The 15,445-nt window shown below is 59.0% G+C and carries 16 protein-coding genes; 8 read left to right on the forward strand and 8 right to left on the reverse strand.

Annotated elements, in window-relative coordinates; translation table 11 throughout:
• Positions 1–2 precede the first annotated feature (2 nt).
• From tolQ to ruvC, 5 genes are all read right to left on the reverse strand, one after another.
• Positions 3–719: a protein TolQ gene (tolQ, locus tag BMZ42_RS13925; RefSeq protein ID WP_091523562.1), complete on the reverse strand. Its 717-nt coding sequence runs from the start codon at positions 717–719 to the stop codon at positions 3–5.
• A 291-nt stretch (positions 720–1,010) separates the two neighbouring features.
• Positions 1,011–1,403, reverse strand: a complete 393-nt coding sequence (gene ybgC, locus BMZ42_RS13930; RefSeq protein ID WP_091523670.1) for a tol-pal system-associated acyl-CoA thioesterase — start codon at positions 1,401–1,403, stop codon at positions 1,011–1,013.
• Positions 1,404–1,465: 62 nt separating this feature from the next.
• Positions 1,466–2,503, reverse strand: coding sequence for a Holliday junction branch migration DNA helicase RuvB (gene ruvB, locus BMZ42_RS13935; protein ID WP_091523563.1), 1,038 nt, complete (start codon positions 2,501–2,503; stop codon positions 1,466–1,468).
• Between the two features lie 42 nt (positions 2,504–2,545).
• Complete coding sequence (gene ruvA, locus BMZ42_RS13940) at positions 2,546–3,160, reverse strand: Holliday junction branch migration protein RuvA (RefSeq protein WP_091523566.1); 615 nt, start codon at positions 3,158–3,160, stop codon at positions 2,546–2,548.
• Positions 3,161–3,168: 8 nt separating this feature from the next.
• Positions 3,169–3,696, reverse strand: coding sequence for a crossover junction endodeoxyribonuclease RuvC (ruvC, locus tag BMZ42_RS13945; RefSeq protein ID WP_091523569.1), 528 nt, complete (start codon positions 3,694–3,696; stop codon positions 3,169–3,171).
• Between the two features lie 135 nt (positions 3,697–3,831).
• Here ruvC and BMZ42_RS13950 point away from each other — a divergent pair, with 135 nt between their 5' ends.
• Positions 3,832–4,614, forward strand: coding sequence for a sulfite exporter TauE/SafE family protein (locus tag BMZ42_RS13950; protein ID WP_244523265.1), 783 nt, complete (start codon positions 3,832–3,834; stop codon positions 4,612–4,614).
• 17 nt (positions 4,615–4,631) lie between these two features.
• Here the strand turns inward: BMZ42_RS13950 and rcdA are convergent, their stop codons facing one another.
• From rcdA to BMZ42_RS13965, 3 genes are all read right to left on the reverse strand, one after another.
• Entirely contained in the window at positions 4,632–5,165 is a 534-nt protein-coding gene (gene rcdA / locus BMZ42_RS13955; RefSeq protein ID WP_091523572.1) for a protease adaptor protein RcdA, read from the reverse strand.
• A 394-nt stretch (positions 5,166–5,559) separates the two neighbouring features.
• Positions 5,560–7,200, reverse strand: coding sequence for an acyl-CoA synthetase (locus BMZ42_RS13960; RefSeq protein WP_091523575.1), 1,641 nt, complete (start codon positions 7,198–7,200; stop codon positions 5,560–5,562).
• 51 nt (positions 7,201–7,251) lie between these two features.
• Positions 7,252–8,022, reverse strand: coding sequence for a sulfite exporter TauE/SafE family protein (locus BMZ42_RS13965; RefSeq protein ID WP_091523578.1), 771 nt, complete (start codon positions 8,020–8,022; stop codon positions 7,252–7,254).
• A gap of 180 nt (positions 8,023–8,202) precedes the next feature.
• Between BMZ42_RS13965 and BMZ42_RS13970 the strand changes: the two genes are divergently transcribed.
• From BMZ42_RS13970 to BMZ42_RS14000, 7 genes are all read left to right on the forward strand, one after another.
• Complete coding sequence (locus tag BMZ42_RS13970; RefSeq protein WP_091523580.1) at positions 8,203–8,850, forward strand: thiamine phosphate synthase; 648 nt, start codon at positions 8,203–8,205, stop codon at positions 8,848–8,850.
• Positions 8,851–8,858: 8 nt separating this feature from the next.
• Entirely contained in the window at positions 8,859–9,833 is a 975-nt protein-coding gene (locus tag BMZ42_RS13975; protein WP_091523582.1) for a tetratricopeptide repeat protein, read from the forward strand.
• Positions 9,834–9,963: 130 nt separating this feature from the next.
• On the forward strand, positions 9,964–10,527 hold the full coding sequence (gene efp, locus BMZ42_RS13980; protein WP_091523585.1) for an elongation factor P: 564 nt from the start codon (positions 9,964–9,966) through the stop codon (positions 10,525–10,527).
• A gap of 197 nt (positions 10,528–10,724) precedes the next feature.
• Positions 10,725–11,516 carry an inositol monophosphatase family protein gene (locus BMZ42_RS13985; protein ID WP_091523587.1) on the forward strand — a complete coding sequence of 264 codons (792 nt, stop codon included), beginning with the start codon at positions 10,725–10,727 and terminating at the stop codon, positions 11,514–11,516.
• 128 nt (positions 11,517–11,644) lie between these two features.
• Positions 11,645–12,670: a MotA/TolQ/ExbB proton channel family protein gene (locus BMZ42_RS13990; RefSeq protein WP_091523589.1), complete on the forward strand. Its 1,026-nt coding sequence runs from the start codon at positions 11,645–11,647 to the stop codon at positions 12,668–12,670.
• A gap of 1 nt (position 12,671) precedes the next feature.
• Positions 12,672–13,703, forward strand: coding sequence for a peptidoglycan -binding protein (locus BMZ42_RS13995; RefSeq protein WP_091523591.1), 1,032 nt, complete (start codon positions 12,672–12,674; stop codon positions 13,701–13,703).
• Positions 13,704–13,782: 79 nt separating this feature from the next.
• Complete coding sequence (locus BMZ42_RS14000) at positions 13,783–15,279, forward strand: carboxypeptidase M32 (RefSeq protein ID WP_091523593.1); 1,497 nt, start codon at positions 13,783–13,785, stop codon at positions 15,277–15,279.
• Positions 15,280–15,445 lie beyond the last annotated feature (166 nt).

Below are 15,445 nucleotides of genomic sequence, written 5' to 3' on the forward strand. Positions count from 1 at the left end.
TCCTACGCCGCAGCCCTGACGGGCACTTTCTCATCGATTTGTCGCGACAGTATGGCCGAGAATTCGTCCGCAAAGCCCTCCATGCGCAGCGCCAGTTTGCCTGCATCGGCAGACAGCTTGTTGTAGGCAATGGTGGCCGGAATGGCGGCAAGAAGTCCCAGAGCTGTCGCCAGCAACGCTTCGGCGATGCCTGGTGCAACAACTGCAAGATTGGTCGCGCCCGATGCTGCAATCGCCTGGAACGAGGTCATGATACCGACCACAGTTCCAAACAGCCCGATGAAGGGCGCTGCTGAACCGACCGAGGCAAGAAAGCCAAGACGGCTTTCCAGACCCTCCATCTCGCGGGTCAGCGCCAGATCCATTGCCTTGTCGATGCGGTTCTGCAAGCCGATGGGCGACTTCACGCCCTTTTCGAAACTCTTTTTCCATTCGCGCATCGCTGCGACGAAGATTGAGCCCATCCCGGAAGTCTTGCGTTCAGCCAGGGTGCGATAGAGCTCCTCAAGCGACTGTCCCGACCAGAATACTTCTTCGAAACGCGTCAGCGCAGCGCGGGTGCGCGCATAAGTCAGGATCTTGTCGACAATGATTGCCCAGGTCCAGACCGATGCAGCAATGAGCCCCAGCATGACAAGCTTGACGACCCAGCCAGCCTGCCAGAAAAGGCTCCACAAGGAATGATCGCCGCCGGGCGCGGCAAGAGCCACCTGTTCCATGAATGTTAGTCCCTAAGAGTTTTGGACCGCCTCATGCGGGCCTGTACGCATCATTCCCTGTCGACCCTCGCCCGTTAAAGACAAGAACCGCCCTCAATGCGCTGTTCCGGCCTTGTCTGAGCGAAATTTGGTGAAAGGAAGGCGCGTACCTGCCTCGCAATCCTCGCAACGATCCTTCATGGGCCGTTAAGGTTAATGTTCAGTTAGGATTCTGCGCGGCACGAATGTCGTGTCCAATGTGCACCGCCGCACCGGAGCGTTCGCGATAATCGTGGACGGTAGCGCCGCGGCTTAGCCTTGCGGCATGAACACGTCGATCCACTCCTTGGGGAAGCGACGCGGGCGTCCGGATTCGGAAATGATCGCCGCTTCGACACGTGCCTCGATCAGCACCTCGTCGCCGCGGCGGATCTGCTGCGCCATGAAGATGCGTGCACCGGACAAGCTTTCGGTCCGCGTATCGATGGTCAGAACGTCGTCAATCTTGGCGGGTGCCTTGAAATCAATCTCCATGCGCCGCACGACCCAGACCAGCTTTTCGCCGTGCTTGCCTTCGGCGAGTTCCGTGTGATGAACGCCAGCCAGCCGCAGGAAGTCCGACCGGCCACGTTCGAGGAACTCCAGATAACGCGCATGGTAGACGACGCCGGAAAAATCCGTGTCGGCATAATAGACCCGCGCCATCAGGCGATGGCCAAACGTGGTGAGTTCGCCGGAAAGCCCGGCCAGGCTGGTCTCGGTCACGCTTATTCTTCCTGAAACAGGTTGATCTGCTGGCGCACGATCTCTTCCGGCGCGTTGAGGCCAAGATGCTTCCAGGCATTACTGGTCATCACCCGCCCGCGCGGGGTGCGCTGAATGAAGCCCTGCTGGATCAGATAAGGCTCGATGATGTCCTCAATCGCATCACGCGGCTCGGAAAGGCCGGCCGAAATCGTTTCGATACCCACGGGCCCGCCACCGAAATTTCGTGCGATCATCCCAAGATAGCGCCGGTCCAAACTGTCGAGCCCGAGAGCATCGACCTCAAGCCGCGACAAGGCGGCATCGGCAACCTTGCGGTCAACGATCTCTGCTCCTGCGACCGATGCAAAGTCACGCACGCGCCGCAACAACCGCCCGGCAATACGTGGCGTGCCGCGCGCCCGGCGCGCAATTTCCACCGCACCATCGTCGCTCATTGGCAGGGACAGAATGCGTGCGCCGCGCCGCACGATCAGCTCGAGTTCTTCGACAGTGTAGAAGTCGAGCCGCGTCGGAATGCCAAAACGATCTCTCAAAGGATTGGTCAAAAGGCCAAGCCGGGTCGTCGCGGCTACCAGCGTGAATTTTGCCAGATCGATCTTCACCGAACGCGCCGCCGGGCCCTCGCCAATGATCAGATCGAGCTGAAAATCTTCCATCGCCGGATAGAGGATTTCCTCAACCGCCGGGCTCAGGCGGTGGATCTCATCAATAAAGAGGACGTCGCGTTCTTCCAGATTGGTCAAAAGCGCCGCAAGATCACCCGCCTTGGCGATCACCGGTCCGGAGGTCGAGCGAAAATTGACGCCGAGTTCGCGCGCCATGATCTGCGCCAGCGTCGTCTTGCCCAGCCCGGGCGGGCCAACGAACAACACGTGGTCGAGCGCTTCGCCACGCCCCTTGGTGGCTTCGATGAATATCTTGAGATTGGCACGCGCGGCCTGCTGGCCGACGAAATCGTCCAGTGTCTGCGGGCGCAGCGAGACGTCGACATCTTCGCCGCGCTTTTCCGGGGTCAGGAGACGGGGTGGTACACTCATGAAGCTGTCATTTCACGACGCAGGGCGGCTTGCAACATCAGCTTAGCGCGCCAGTTCTTTCAGGCCGAGGCGAATGAGGGTGGCAGAGTTCGCATCCTCCCCCGCCGATTTGAGCGCCGCAGCAACCGCGTTTGCAGCAATATCCCGCGAATAGCCAAGATTGGTCAGCGCCGAAACAGCATCCGCTACCGGCGCGGGTGCCACGCCTTCGCCCAGCTCCTGCTTCAACCCGATCGTCCCCGTCGCCTCGCCGGCATAGGCAGGAGCCTTGCTTTTCAGCTCCGTGACGATGCGCTCAGCCACCTTTTTGCCAACACCTGGTGCGCGCGAAACCATTGCCAGATCACGCAGCGCAATGGCATTTGCCAGTTCGGCGGTCGTCAGTGTCGACAACACTGCCAGCGCCACCTTGGCACCGACGCCCTGCACGCTCTGCAACAGCTTGAACCATTCGCGCTCCAGGGCCGTGGTGAAACCGTATAGCCGGATCATGTCCTCGCGCACATAGGTTTCGATCAGCAGCACGGCGGCCTCACCAGGGCGGAGCGTTGCCAGCGTGCGGACACCGCAAAACGCGACATAGCCGACGCCATGCACATCGATGATGCAATGATCATCACCGATTTCGTCCACCGTGCCCTTGAGCTTGCCTATCATGACCTTCCCTACCCCGCTTTCGCCATCGCCAACGCGGCGGCCATCCTTCCTGTAACACTCTGACGGTGGTGCGCATGGCATATTGCGATTGCCAATGCATCGGCCGCATCATCGGTGTCGAATGTCGCCTTGGGCATCAAAACACGCACCATCATGTGAATTTGCTTCTTATCGCCATGGCCGACCCCGATGACCGCCTTCTTCACGGCATTTGGCGCATATTCCGCAACCTGCAAACCCGCGAGCGCAGGCACCAGCAGCGCGACGCCTCGCGCCTGACCCAGCTTCAACGTAGCAACCGCATCCTTGTTAACAAATGTCTGTTCGACTGCGGCTTCATGTGGCATCTGGCCGTGAACGATCTGGCTGAGGCCGTCATGCAACTGGCACAGCCGGGTCGCAAGCTCCGCCTTGCCGTCAGACAGGACGGTTCCTGACCCTACAAAACGCAACGAATTTCCCAGGACATCAATGATGCCCCACCCCGTGCGTCGAAGGCCGGGATCTATCCCGATAATACGAATCGTCTCGTTCATGACACTCACCCTAGCTTGACGGGTAAGGATTGCCATCAGAAAAGTGAACAAACCAGAAACACACACGATCTGGAGCAACCGGAGTGCTGCTTTTGCCCCTAGGCAGCACGAACGACGCGCGCCACAGCCATCTGCATGAGCGAAATGAGCTTGTGGGCCCTGCCCGAATTCAACACCGCCTATATCCTGCTTCTGGGCGTGATTTTTCTTGCAGGGATCGCTCGCGGCCTCTCCGGCTTTGGGTCCGGCATGATCATTGCGCCGATCGCGGGAGCGATCTACGGCCCGCCGGCGGCGCTCACGCTTCTGGTCCTGATCGACATCGTGCCATCCCTGCCCGTAACGATCCCCGCCTTCCGCATCGCGCGGTGGCGGGAGATCATCCCGATCCTCTTCGGCATGGTCGTCGGACTTCCGCTCGGTATCTGGATCCTCGTCACTGGAGACGAGCTGTTTCTGCGGTGGCTGATCTGCCTGACGATTCTGGGCTGCGTGGTGATCTTGTGGCTGCGCTGGACATGGCGCGGCCCTCGCAACCTTGCGGTCTCGTTCGGAATTGGCGGAGTGGCGGGCGTTCTTTCCGGCATCGCGTCGATCCCCGGCCCGCCCATCATCGCCTACTGGATGACTTCTGGCCTTCCCGCGATGGTCGTGCGCGCCAATCTTCTGTCGCTGTTCTTCATCTCGACATTCATCACGCTCGCAAACCTCATCTACGCAGACATCTTTGCGTGGGAGATAGCGATACGCGCGCTGATCGCGGCTCCGATCTATTTCATCGGCATTTCACTGGGAAGCGCCGCCTTTTCAAAAGGCGGCGAGCGGCTCTATCGTGCGGCCACCTTCATGCTCATTCTGTTGGCCGCCCTGCTGGCTCTGCCAGTCTTTGACTCTCTGTTCAGCCTTTTTGGCGGGTAGCCCCCGCCACTTGCTGGTCAGTTGCGCCCAAATGCGGTGTGAAGAAGATTGATCTGGTCGGAAACCGGATTGCCACGGCGTACCGTGGTCGAGACGGCAGGTGCCATCGGATCGGTATCGAGATCCTCATCGACGCGCCGCACCAGTGCCTGCAGTCGCAACGAGTGCTCGACGATCGAACGAAAATCGCCCGGCAATTCGACCCAGCCCGGCGTATCCTGTGGCGCCGACGCCGTGTCGAGGCGCACCTTGGTCTTTTCGGCAGCCACCTGGTCACGTGTCATCTCGCCGGCATTTGCCGCGCGCTGAAGCAACAACCACGACGCAACCTGCATCAGCCGGGTGGTCAGGCGCATGGATTCTGCAGCGTAGAGCGTGGCGGCAATCCGTGACAGTTCCTTGGCCGCAACGCGGCCATCGCCATCCAGATACTCGGCGGCGCGCTCTACCAGGCCCATGCCCTCATTGTAAAGGGGTTTGAACGAGTCGGTATAGACCCGCCTTTCGGCGAGCTTGATCGTGTTGCCGCTCTGGAAACCCTGCTCGTGCATGAAACCCACACCCCGTAAACTTACAACGCCACTGCGTTTAGAATGACAGCGGCCCAAGGCGCGCTGACTAAACGAGCCCGACGGGAATTTGATCCCCTCATGACGCAAACGCAAGCACATGTTTAATGAAGGGTTAATGCGATAGGCCGTCGACATGACAGCCAGAAAACAAAAAAAGAGCCGCAAAAGGCGGCTCTCAGGAGTTAAACAGGGAGGCGTCAAACGGAGTGGCCAAGCCACTCGGTAAGAATCCAGATCACTGGATACCCACAAATATCACATATGAAGCTTAACCAAACCTTAACACGGTGACTGGCATTGCAGAAAAATGTGCCATCGGGAGACAGTCGCGCTGCTGACGGGCTCCATTTGAAGGGGGCATAAACACTCCGCCTCAAAGGCGCTTGGCCATCTCACGCAACACGAATTTCTGGATTTTTCCAGTCGAGGTCTTTGGGATCTCCACGAACACGACCGTGCGTGGACATTTGAACCGCGCAAGCAGCGAGCGGCAATGCTCGATGATGTCTTCCTCGGTTGCCGTCTGGCCAGACTTGAGCTCGACATAGGCCACGGGCGTCTCGCCCCACTTGTCGTCGGCCCGCGCCACCACAGCACAGGATGAAACTGCCTTGTGCTTGTAGATCGCATCCTCGACCTCAATCGAGGAGATATTCTCCCCGCCGGAGATGATGATATCCTTCGACCTGTCCTTGAGCTGGATATAGCCATCGGGATGCATGACGCCGAGGTCTCCGGAATGGAACCACCCGCCCGCAAATGCCTCTTCCGTGGCCGTCCGATTCTTGAGGTACCCCTTCATAACGATGTTGCCGCGCATCATCACTTCACCAATGGTCTCACCATCGGCGGGTGTTTCCTCCATTGTTATCGGATCGCGCACACTCAATCCGTCAAGGGCAGCGTAACGAACACCCTGGCGCGCCTTCTTCGAGTTGCGCGCGTCGCGCTCCAAACCGTCCCAATCGGAATGCCATTCATTGACCACCGCAGGACCATAGGTCTCGGTCAGGCCGTAAAGATGCGTGACTGCAAACCCGGCATCTGCCATGCCAGCCAGAACAGCTTCAGGTGGCGGGGCAGCAGCCGTATTGAACGTCACGATCTGGTCAAAGCTGCGCTTCTCGTCATCCTTGGCGTTGATCAGGGCCGACATGACCACCGGCGCTCCACACAGATGGGTTACGCCATGGTCAGCAATGGCATCGAACATCGCCTTCGCCCGAACCCAGCGCAGGCAGACATGAGTGCCAGCGGTGATCGCGAGCGTCCAGGGAAAGCACCAGCCGTTGCAATGGAACATTGGCAACGTCCACAGATAGACCGGGTGTTTGCCCATCCCGGCATGAACTGTGTTTGAAAAAGCCATCAGCGCCGCGCCGCGGTGATGATAGACGACCCCTTTCGGATTGCCCGTTGTGCCCGACGTATAGTTGAGCGCAATCGAATCCCATTCGTCGTCGGGCATCGACCACCGGAAATTCTCGTCGCCAGATTCGACGAACTCCTCATAGTCCAGCATTCCGATACGCTCACCCTTGCTGTAGGGCGCATCGACATCGAAGTCCGGGTCGTCATAGTCGATCACCAATGGCTTGACGCTTGTCAGCGTCAGCGCCTGCTTCACGACCGGCGAGAACTCCCGATCGACGATCAGGATCTTCGTCTCGGCATGGTCAAGCTGAAAAGCAATGATTGCGGCATCAAGGCGCGTATTCAGGGAATGCAGCACGCCTTTGACCATCGGCACCCCGAAATGGGCTTCCAGCATCGGCGGCGTATTCGACAGCATCACCGAGACGGTATCGCCCTTGCCGATACCACGCCGCGCCAGAGCGGAGGCGAGTTTCAGCGAGCGCCGCCAGAAATCTCGATAGCTGACGCGCTGCGCACCATGAATGATGGCAAGCTGATCGGGATAGGCCTTGGCCGCACGCTCCAAGTAACTGAGCGGCGTCAGAGGCTGAAAGTTGGCCGGGTTCTTGCCAAGATCTGTCTCGTAGGGATTGGTCATCTGGTAGCCTCCTGATCGGCGCGGATTATGCACATCCGAACCGAGCCGTCATTACCCCCAGAGCTGGAAAATGCCGTCCCAAGTCAGCTTGAGGCCAACAACCAGCGCAAGGATATACATGAACGGATAAAACAGCGCAGGCCGCATCCGCCGGACAATCCATGCACCCGCAAGAATTGCAACCGGGGCGACTGGTGCCAGCACGGCCGATGCAGCCAGCGTAGCAGGATCAAACTGCCCGAGCATGAAATACGGCACCAGCTTCACCGTGTTGAGCACGGCAAAGAAGATGACACTGGTTCCGACATAGAGGGCCGGTGGCTGCTTCAGCGGCAATGCATAGACCTGATAGGGCGGACCACCGGCATGCGCAACGAAACTTGTAAAGCCTGTGATCAGGCTCCAGACCGCAGCCTTCACGACATTGTGCGGCGCGGCGCGCTCACCGGAAGCGATCTTTTGCCAGATCCAACGAGCGAAAAACGCGATGGCGACAATACCGACAATCAAACGCACCATACTGGCTGAAACCATCGCTGCGGTCAGCCATCCCAGCGCAAGGCCAGCCATCGCCCCCGGCATCATCAGTTTGAGGGTGACCGTGTCGCGCTCTCCGCGCCATGTCCACAGTGACACCGCGTCCATCAGAACGAGGATCGGGAGCAGGATCGCAGCTGCCTGCACCGGTGACATAACCAAAGACATCAACGGCACGCCCATCAGCGCCATCGCACCGCCAAGGCCACCCTTGGCCAGCCCCACCAGCATGACCGCAGGTATGGCGGCGGCATAAAACCACGGATCGGTCAGTAAGTCATGCACTGCTATGGCATCTCCCCCGGGGAAGCTCCTTAGCTGCATTTGCCGTCATCAGCAACGCGCCGGCGCCAGCCTCGCGATGACGAACACGGCCGTCAGCGCTGTTCAAACGGTCACGGTTGTTCTATGCCCAATTCCTACCATGATCCCCCGCCATTTGGGGCAGAACTGCGCAGGAAAGCCATGAACCCCACCCAAGCGCCAAACCGCTGCCGCCTCGTTCTTATCGCGCCGCCCTCGTCGTCTCCCGAGCGCGTTCTTTCCGCCTTGGCAGGGGGCGATGTCGCGTCGCTGATCCTGCCGCAAGGTGAAATCGATGACGCAACCTTCCAGTCGTTTGCCGAAAAAATCGTGCCTGCAGCCCAGCAAGAGGGTGTCGCGGTGATCCTGGCAGGCGAACCGCGCATCGCAGCACGCGTCCATGCCGACGGCATCCACGTCGAAGGATCGAAGGACACGATCGGCGACCTCATCGAGAAGCATCAGGGCAAGATGATGGTAGGCTCTGGTGGTGTGACGACCCGCGACGATGCCCTCGAGCTCGGCGAGCTCCAGCCAGACTACATTTTTTTTGGCCGCTTCAACTACGACAACAAGCCAGAACCCCACCCGCGCAATCTTAAACTCGGCGGCTGGTGGTCGGAGATGGTCGAAGTGCCCTGCATCGTTCTTGCAGGCTCCACGATCGAAAGTGTTATCGACGTCGCTGCTGCCGGGGTCGACTTCGTGGCGGTTTCGGCCGCGGTTTATGGCGATGGGATTGACCCTGCCGTTGCCGTTGCCCGCGCCAACGCCCTTCTCGAAGAACAAGCACCGCAATTCGAAAGCTGACGAGTGCCATGCGCCACGCTGCGATCCCTCTCATCCTTGCCCTCTCCGCCCTGCCCGCGCTAGCGCAGGAGACCGAGAGCGGCGCCGAGAATGGTCCGGACGGCGCGCGCGTGACCGCACCGACGCTGGAGGCGGTCGACCCTGGCAGGTTTGCAACGCGTCCTTCGGATATCGCCTATGGCGCCTTTCAACGCGGCTACTACATCACGGCGCTCAACCTTGCCTCGCCGCTGGCGCTGCAGGGGGATCCGGCTGCCCAAACACTGGTTGCCGAAATTTATTCGCGCGGACTTGGGGTTCAGCGCGACCCGATCCGCGCTGCCGAATTCTACGAAAAGGCAGCAGAACAGAACGTTCCCGAGGCGCTGTTCCAGTTTGCGATGATGCTGCTCGAGGACAGTCCAGAATTTAAGGACGCCGAACGCGGCTACGATCTGATGAAACGCGCCGCAGAAGCCGGCCACCGTCTTGCCCAGTTCAATCTTGCGCAGATGATCGTCGCCCGCAGCACGACAGAAAGCGGCCTCGCACAGGCAGCGGTCTATTATGAGAAAGCCGCAGAAGCCGGCCTGCCAGATGCTCAATACGCAATGGCGCAACTGTACCGCACCGGTCGTGGCGGCAAGGCAGTAGATCCTGAAAAGGCTCGTCTTTGGCTTGAAAAGGCTGCCGCGCAGAACTTCGACACAGCGCAGATCGAATTTGGCACCGAATTGGTCGAGAGCAACGGCGGCCCCGATGTGGATGAAGCCGGTTTTGGCTGGCTGATGCGCGCCGCACAAGCCGGAAATCCCGCTGCCCAGAACCGTGTCGCCAAGCTTTACCGCTCAGGCGTTGGTGTCGAGGCTGACCGCGTAACCGCTGTCGCCTGGTATTTGCGCGCGCGCCGCGCGGGCCTCATCGACCCCCTCATGGAGGACCAGATCGACGGCCTCACAGAAGACGAGCTGAAGCTGGCTAATTCGCGCGCAGCCGTGCTCTGACGGCATGGCCCCAAAGGGCCAAAGCAACAGGATATGCGCACTCTCTTGCTTCAAGGGCCAATTTGTGGTCTTGGAAGCGCCGATACGCGCGCCCGCTTAGGCGCGCCCTTTTAGATTCCGGAACAGAGCAATGGCAAAGATCAACGGCAACGAAATCCGTCCGGGCAATGTTATCGAACACGATGGCGGCCTTTGGGTGGCAGTTAGGACCAACGCGGTAAAGCCTGGCAAGGGCGGCGCCTACAATCAGGTCGAACTCAAGAACCTCATCAACGGCACCAAGCTCAACGAGCGCTTCCGCGCTGCGGAAACAGTCGAGCGTGTACGTCTGGAGCAGAAGGACTTCACGTTCCTTTACGAGCAGGGCGAGGCTCTGGTGTTCATGGACGATGAGAGCTACGAGCAGCTCGAACTGGAGAAGGATTTCGTGGGCGACCGCGCGGCGTTCCTTCAGGACGGCATGAAAGTGACCGTGGAACTGCACGAAGAGCGCCCGATCGGCATCAAGCTTCCAGACCAGGTGACGCTGACCATCACTGAAGCCGATCCGGTCGTGAAAGGCCAGACGGCTGCATCGTCCTATAAGCCGGCGATGCTCGAAAACGGCATTCGCGTTCTGGTCCCGCCATTCATCTCCTCGGGTGAAAAGATCATCGTCGACACCAACGAGATCACCTATATCAGCCGCGCCTGAACCAGCACATCGACGATTGATGGCGGGCTGAAGATGCAGCCCCCATCAAGATCGCCGCTTCCGTTCTCCCGGTTGTCCAACGTGCTCCCGGTGTAGAAAGACGCTCAGGACATTTGACAGAGCAGCGGTGTCGTCCGAAAACGGACTCTCATTGACCCGTTCCCCTTGTCGCCAGCATACGCTTTCGGAGATACTTCATGGCGCGTTCAGCAATCATCAATGTCATGGTCCAGGCTGCCATGAAGGCGGGCCGTTCGCTGGCGCGTGATTTTGGCGAAGTCCAGAACCTGCAGGTGTCACTGAAGGGCCCAGGTGACTATGTCAGCCAGGCAGATCGCAAGGCTGAAGAGATCATTCACGCCGAACTTTCCAAAGCGCGGCCCTCTTACTCCTTCCTGATGGAAGAGCGTGGCGCGGTCGAAGGTGAGGACGATCAGCACCGCTGGATCGTCGACCCGCTCGACGGGACGACCAACTTCCTTCACGGCATCCCGATCTTTGCCATTTCGATCGCGCTCGAGCGTCAGGGCCAGATCGTGGCCGGCGTGATCTACAACCCGGCAATGGATGAGCTTTACACAGCCGAGCGCGGCGGCGGCGCATTCATGAACGATCGCCGTCTGCGCGTTGCCGCCCGCAAAACGCTCAGTGACGCAGTGATCACCACCGGAATCCCGCATCTTGGTCGCGGCCACCACGGGCATGCCCTGGTCGAGCTCAAGAATGTCATGGGCGAAGTGGCCGGCGTTCGACGTTTCGGCACAGCATCGCTGGACCTTGCCTATGTCGCGGCAGGACGCGTCGATGGCTACTGGGAGAGCTGGCTTGCACCCTGGGACACGGCAGCTGGCATCCTGATGGTGCGCGAAGCTGGCGGCTTCTGCACCGACATCAAGGGTGGGCAGGACATGCTGGACGCAGGCAATATCGTGGCGGGCAATGAATTCATCCACAAAGCGCTGCTGAAGACCGTTCAAAAATCGATCTGACCAGAGCGCCAATCGCGCAAACCTGCGTCAGTACCGCTTTTGCTGCTTACGCCGCCTTTCATTTTCGTCACAATTCCGTTTAGAGTCGTGACCAAGAGTGAAGGCTGGATTCTCGCAAGGGCGCATGCATGGCAATTCTCCGTTCGCTGGGGGCTGACGACGGGTTGGCGGAGGGGTCAGACTACGACCCTCGCAACCTGTCAAGTCCGCAGGTTTTCCTTCTGTCGATGCTGATTTTCCTGGCGATCGCCGGCTTCATCGCCGCCATTCTCTATCGTCAGATATCGTCCGCTTTCCAGACCAACCCCGGCCTGAACGGATTGATCATCGGGGTTCTCGCCGTCGGTATCCTGTTGATCTTCGGGCAGGTGCTGCGCCTTTTCCGCGAAGTGAAATGGGTCAACTCGTTCCGAGCCGGAAGACAGGCGAAAGATCCTGTTCTGCTCGCCCCGATGAAAGCTCTGGTCGGACGCTCGTCCGGGCAAGCTCTCTCGACTTCTTCAATGCGATCCATCCTCGATTCGATTGCAACGCGCCTGGATGAAAGCCGGGACATTTCGCGCTATCTCACCGGCCTTCTGATTTTTCTCGGTCTTCTTGGCACTTTCTGGGGACTACTTCAGACCATCGGATCGATTGGCGACACGATCCAGACGCTGGATCCCGGCTCAGGCGATGCCAATGTGGTGCTGGATACCCTCAAGACTGGTCTGTCCGCCCCGCTGGCAGGTATGGGCACAGCATTTTCATCATCCCTGTTCGGATTGTCCGGATCGCTGGTCCTGGGGTTCCTCGACCTTCAGGCCGGACGGGCGCAAACGCGGTTCTACATCGAACTCGAAAACTGGCTGTCGTCGGTGACCGATGTCAATTCCGACTTCGCGGTCAGCAGCGACAGTCTCAACACGTCAGAAGAATTGCGGTTATTGTCGGAACGACTGCGCGCCATGCAGGAAGGCGACCCGACCAATCCGCGTATTGCTGCGTCGATGGCCAATCTCGCAGACGGCATTTCAGGGTTGGTGAAGAACATGCGCTCCGAACAGCAGTTGATGCGCGACTGGGTTGAAGCGCAGGCGAACGAACAGAAGGCGATGCGCGTGACGCTGGACAAGCTTGCGGACGCCCTGCGCAAGCAACAGGACAGGCAGTAAGATGGCGCTGGCGCGCAACCGTCGCGGCGATCGCCACATTGATTATTGGCCTGGCTTCGTCGACGTTTTGTCGACGCTGCTTCTTGCCATCATGTTCCTGTTGTCTGTGTTCATGCTGGCACAGTTTCTACTCAGCCAGGAAATCAGCGGGCGAGACGAGGTGCTCGGACGCCTCAACACGCAGATCAATGAACTGACCCAGTTGCTCGCACTGGAGCAATCGAACTCGCAGGACCTGGAAGACATGCTGTCCAACCTGCGGTCTTCGCTGGCAGAATCTGAAGGCGAGCGTTCGCGTCTGGAGCAATTGCTGTCGGCAGGTTCGGGGGCTGGCGCTGCTGCGGAAGCACGGGCAGGCCAACTCTCGGGTGAACTCGACAGCGAGCGCCAGATCAGCCAACGCGCCTTGAGCCAGGTCGAATTGCTGAATCGCCAGATCGCTGCGCTGCGCAACCAGATCGGTGCACTGGAGTCGGCGCTCGAGGTTTCCGAATCGCGTGACCGCGAGTCGAACGCCAAGATTGCCGATCTGGGGCGGCGCCTGAACGTGGCGCTGGCTCAACGCGTACAGGAACTGAACCGCTACCGCTCCGATTTCTTCGGGCGCTTGCGTGAGATCCTGTCTGACCGCGAAAACATCCGCATTGTCGGCGACCGTTTCGTCTTTCAATCAGAGGTATTGTTCCCGCTCGGCTCCGAACAGATCAACGAAGCCGGACGCTCCGAGATGGCAAAGCTCGCGGGCGCTATTTTGGAATTGCAGCGGGAAATTCCACCTGAAATCAACTGGGTGCTGCGTGTTGACGGACACACCGATAACATTCCCCTTTCGGGCTCCGGTCGCTATCGGGACAACTGGGAACTATCGTCTGCGCGTGCCACATCCGTGGTGAAGTTCCTGATCGAACAGGGCGTTCCGCCACAGCGTCTGGTTGCAGCCGGCTTTGGTGAATATCAGCCGCTGGATCCCGAAGACACCCCCGAAGCACGCAACCGCAATCGACGCATCGAGCTGAAGCTCACGGAACGATAATCATCTTGCAGTCGCATGGCTCCCCTCTGGCGTCGCGCTATCGCGACCAACATCAATAACTCAGCCCAACAGGTACCCAATGTCGTTTCAAAAGCTCGATGACCTCAACCGGCGCCTCGACGCGTATAATCACGCGCTCGCAATTCTCGGCACAGATGAAGCCACCCACATGGCGGTGGGCGGTGGTGAAGCGCGTGCGGAAGCGATGGCGACCCTTGCTGGCATACGTCATCGCACTGCGACAGCCCCGGAAATTGCAGACTGGATCGAAGCTGCCGAAAACGAGACGCTTAACGAGGATCAGACAGCGGCACTACGCGAGTTCAAGCGTACGCACACAAATGTCACCTGCCTTCCGGCAGAATTCGTTGAGCACCAGACACGTACGCGGATGCGCTGCGAGCAGCTATGGCGTGACTTGCGTGCGAAAAATGACTGGACCAACTTCCAGCCAGCACTCGATGCTGTCGTGGCGATGGTTCGTGAAGAGGCCCAGCTACGTGCTGACGCGCTGCAGTTGAAGCCATACGATGCTCTGATGGAGCAGTACGACCCCGGCAACCGCGTGGCCGAGGTGGAACCGGTGCTGAACGACTTGAAAGCATTTCTGGTCGATTTTGTTCCTCAGGCGCTGGACGTTCAGGCACAACGACTGGCGAAGCGCCCGCTCAGGGCATTGTCCGGAAACTACCCGATCGACATGCAGCGCGACCTTTGTCTTGCCTTGATGGAAGCCGTTGGTTTCGACATGACCCGGGGCAGCCTGAGTATCTCGCACCATCCATTTTGTGGCGGCGTTCCAACCGATACCCGCATCACGACGCGGTATCGCACGGACGAATTTCTCTCGTCACTGATGGGTGTGTTGCATGAGACCGGCCATGCGCTTTACGAACAAAACCTTCCTGCCGAATGGGTTCACTGGCCGTCAGGCAAGGCGCGTGGGATAGCGCTCCACGAAAGCCAGAGCTTGTTCGTGGAGAAACAGATCGGGCGCAATCCATCCTTCTGGCGCTGGGCACTTCCTGTCGTTGAACGGCATCTGGGTGAGCACTGGTCAATCGAAGATCTCATGCCGCATGTCCATCATGTCGAGAAAAGCCTGATCCGCGTTGACGCTGACGAAGTGACCTATCCCCTGCATGTGATCCTGCGGTTCGAACTCGAACAGGAACTGGTGTCGGGTAAGCTCGCCGTTTCCGACCTGCCGGAAGCCTGGGATGCGAAAATGAAAGCCTATCTCGGGCTTTCCACAATCGACAATCCCGCCGATGGGCCAATGCAGGACGTGCACTGGCCATCGGGAGCATTTGGCTACTTCCCGTCCTACACGCTTGGAGCTGTCATTGCCGCGCAACAATGGGCCGCAATCCAACGCACGCATGAAGGAATTGAAGAAGAGTTCGCGGTCGGAAACTTCCGATCAGTCAATGAATGGCGCAAAAAGAATATCTGGTCGCAGGGCTCGCGCTGGTCGACGCCGGAACTGATTCTGCGAGCCACGGGCGAGCCACTCAACGCGACTCACCTCAAAAACCATCTGACGGAACGGTATGGTTCAAATGTAACCGACTAGACCTCAAAACGCGCAATTTCGTTACTCGGCTAAGTCGCGAAATTGTGTTCACACAACTGACAACAGAGCGTTCACGAAAACTTTCATTAGTGTTTTTAATGTTTGAATTCATGTACTTATAAGTACGCGACGCGACGTCACCTCCAAGCTTCATTGCTCCTCGGGG

Origin of the sequence: Aquamicrobium aerolatum DSM 21857, assembly GCF_900113935.1 — a bacterium.
In the GTDB taxonomy this organism is placed as follows: Bacteria; Pseudomonadota; Alphaproteobacteria; order Rhizobiales; family Rhizobiaceae; genus Aerobium; species Aerobium aerolatum.

Excerpts from the sequence above, each read along its gene's own strand:
- tolQ (WP_091523562.1), bottom strand. The coding sequence starts at position 719 with ATGGAACAGGTGGCTCTTGCCGCGCCCGGCGGCGATCATTCCTTGTGG.
- ybgC (WP_091523670.1), bottom strand. The coding sequence starts at position 1,403 with ATGGCGCGGGTCTATTATGCCGACACGGATTTTTCCGGCGTCGTCTAC.
- ruvB (WP_091523563.1), bottom strand. The coding sequence starts at position 2,503 with ATGAGTGTACCACCCCGTCTCCTGACCCCGGAAAAGCGCGGCGAAGAT.
- ruvA (WP_091523566.1), bottom strand. The coding sequence starts at position 3,160 with ATGATAGGCAAGCTCAAGGGCACGGTGGACGAAATCGGTGATGATCAT.
- ruvC (WP_091523569.1), bottom strand. The coding sequence starts at position 3,696 with ATGAACGAGACGATTCGTATTATCGGGATAGATCCCGGCCTTCGACGC.
- BMZ42_RS13950 (WP_244523265.1), top strand. The coding sequence starts at position 3,832 with ATGAGCGAAATGAGCTTGTGGGCCCTGCCCGAATTCAACACCGCCTAT.
- rcdA (WP_091523572.1), bottom strand. The coding sequence starts at position 5,165 with ATGCACGAGCAGGGTTTCCAGAGCGGCAACACGATCAAGCTCGCCGAA.
- BMZ42_RS13960 (WP_091523575.1), bottom strand. The coding sequence starts at position 7,200 with ATGACCAATCCCTACGAGACAGATCTTGGCAAGAACCCGGCCAACTTT.
- BMZ42_RS13970 (WP_091523580.1), top strand. The coding sequence starts at position 8,203 with ATGAACCCCACCCAAGCGCCAAACCGCTGCCGCCTCGTTCTTATCGCG.
- BMZ42_RS13975 (WP_091523582.1), top strand. The coding sequence starts at position 8,859 with ATGCGCCACGCTGCGATCCCTCTCATCCTTGCCCTCTCCGCCCTGCCC.
- efp (WP_091523585.1), top strand. The coding sequence starts at position 9,964 with ATGGCAAAGATCAACGGCAACGAAATCCGTCCGGGCAATGTTATCGAA.
- BMZ42_RS13985 (WP_091523587.1), top strand. The coding sequence starts at position 10,725 with ATGGCGCGTTCAGCAATCATCAATGTCATGGTCCAGGCTGCCATGAAG.
- BMZ42_RS13990 (WP_091523589.1), top strand. The coding sequence starts at position 11,645 with ATGGCAATTCTCCGTTCGCTGGGGGCTGACGACGGGTTGGCGGAGGGG.
- BMZ42_RS13995 (WP_091523591.1), top strand. The coding sequence starts at position 12,672 with ATGGCGCTGGCGCGCAACCGTCGCGGCGATCGCCACATTGATTATTGG.
- BMZ42_RS14000 (WP_091523593.1), top strand. The coding sequence starts at position 13,783 with ATGTCGTTTCAAAAGCTCGATGACCTCAACCGGCGCCTCGACGCGTAT.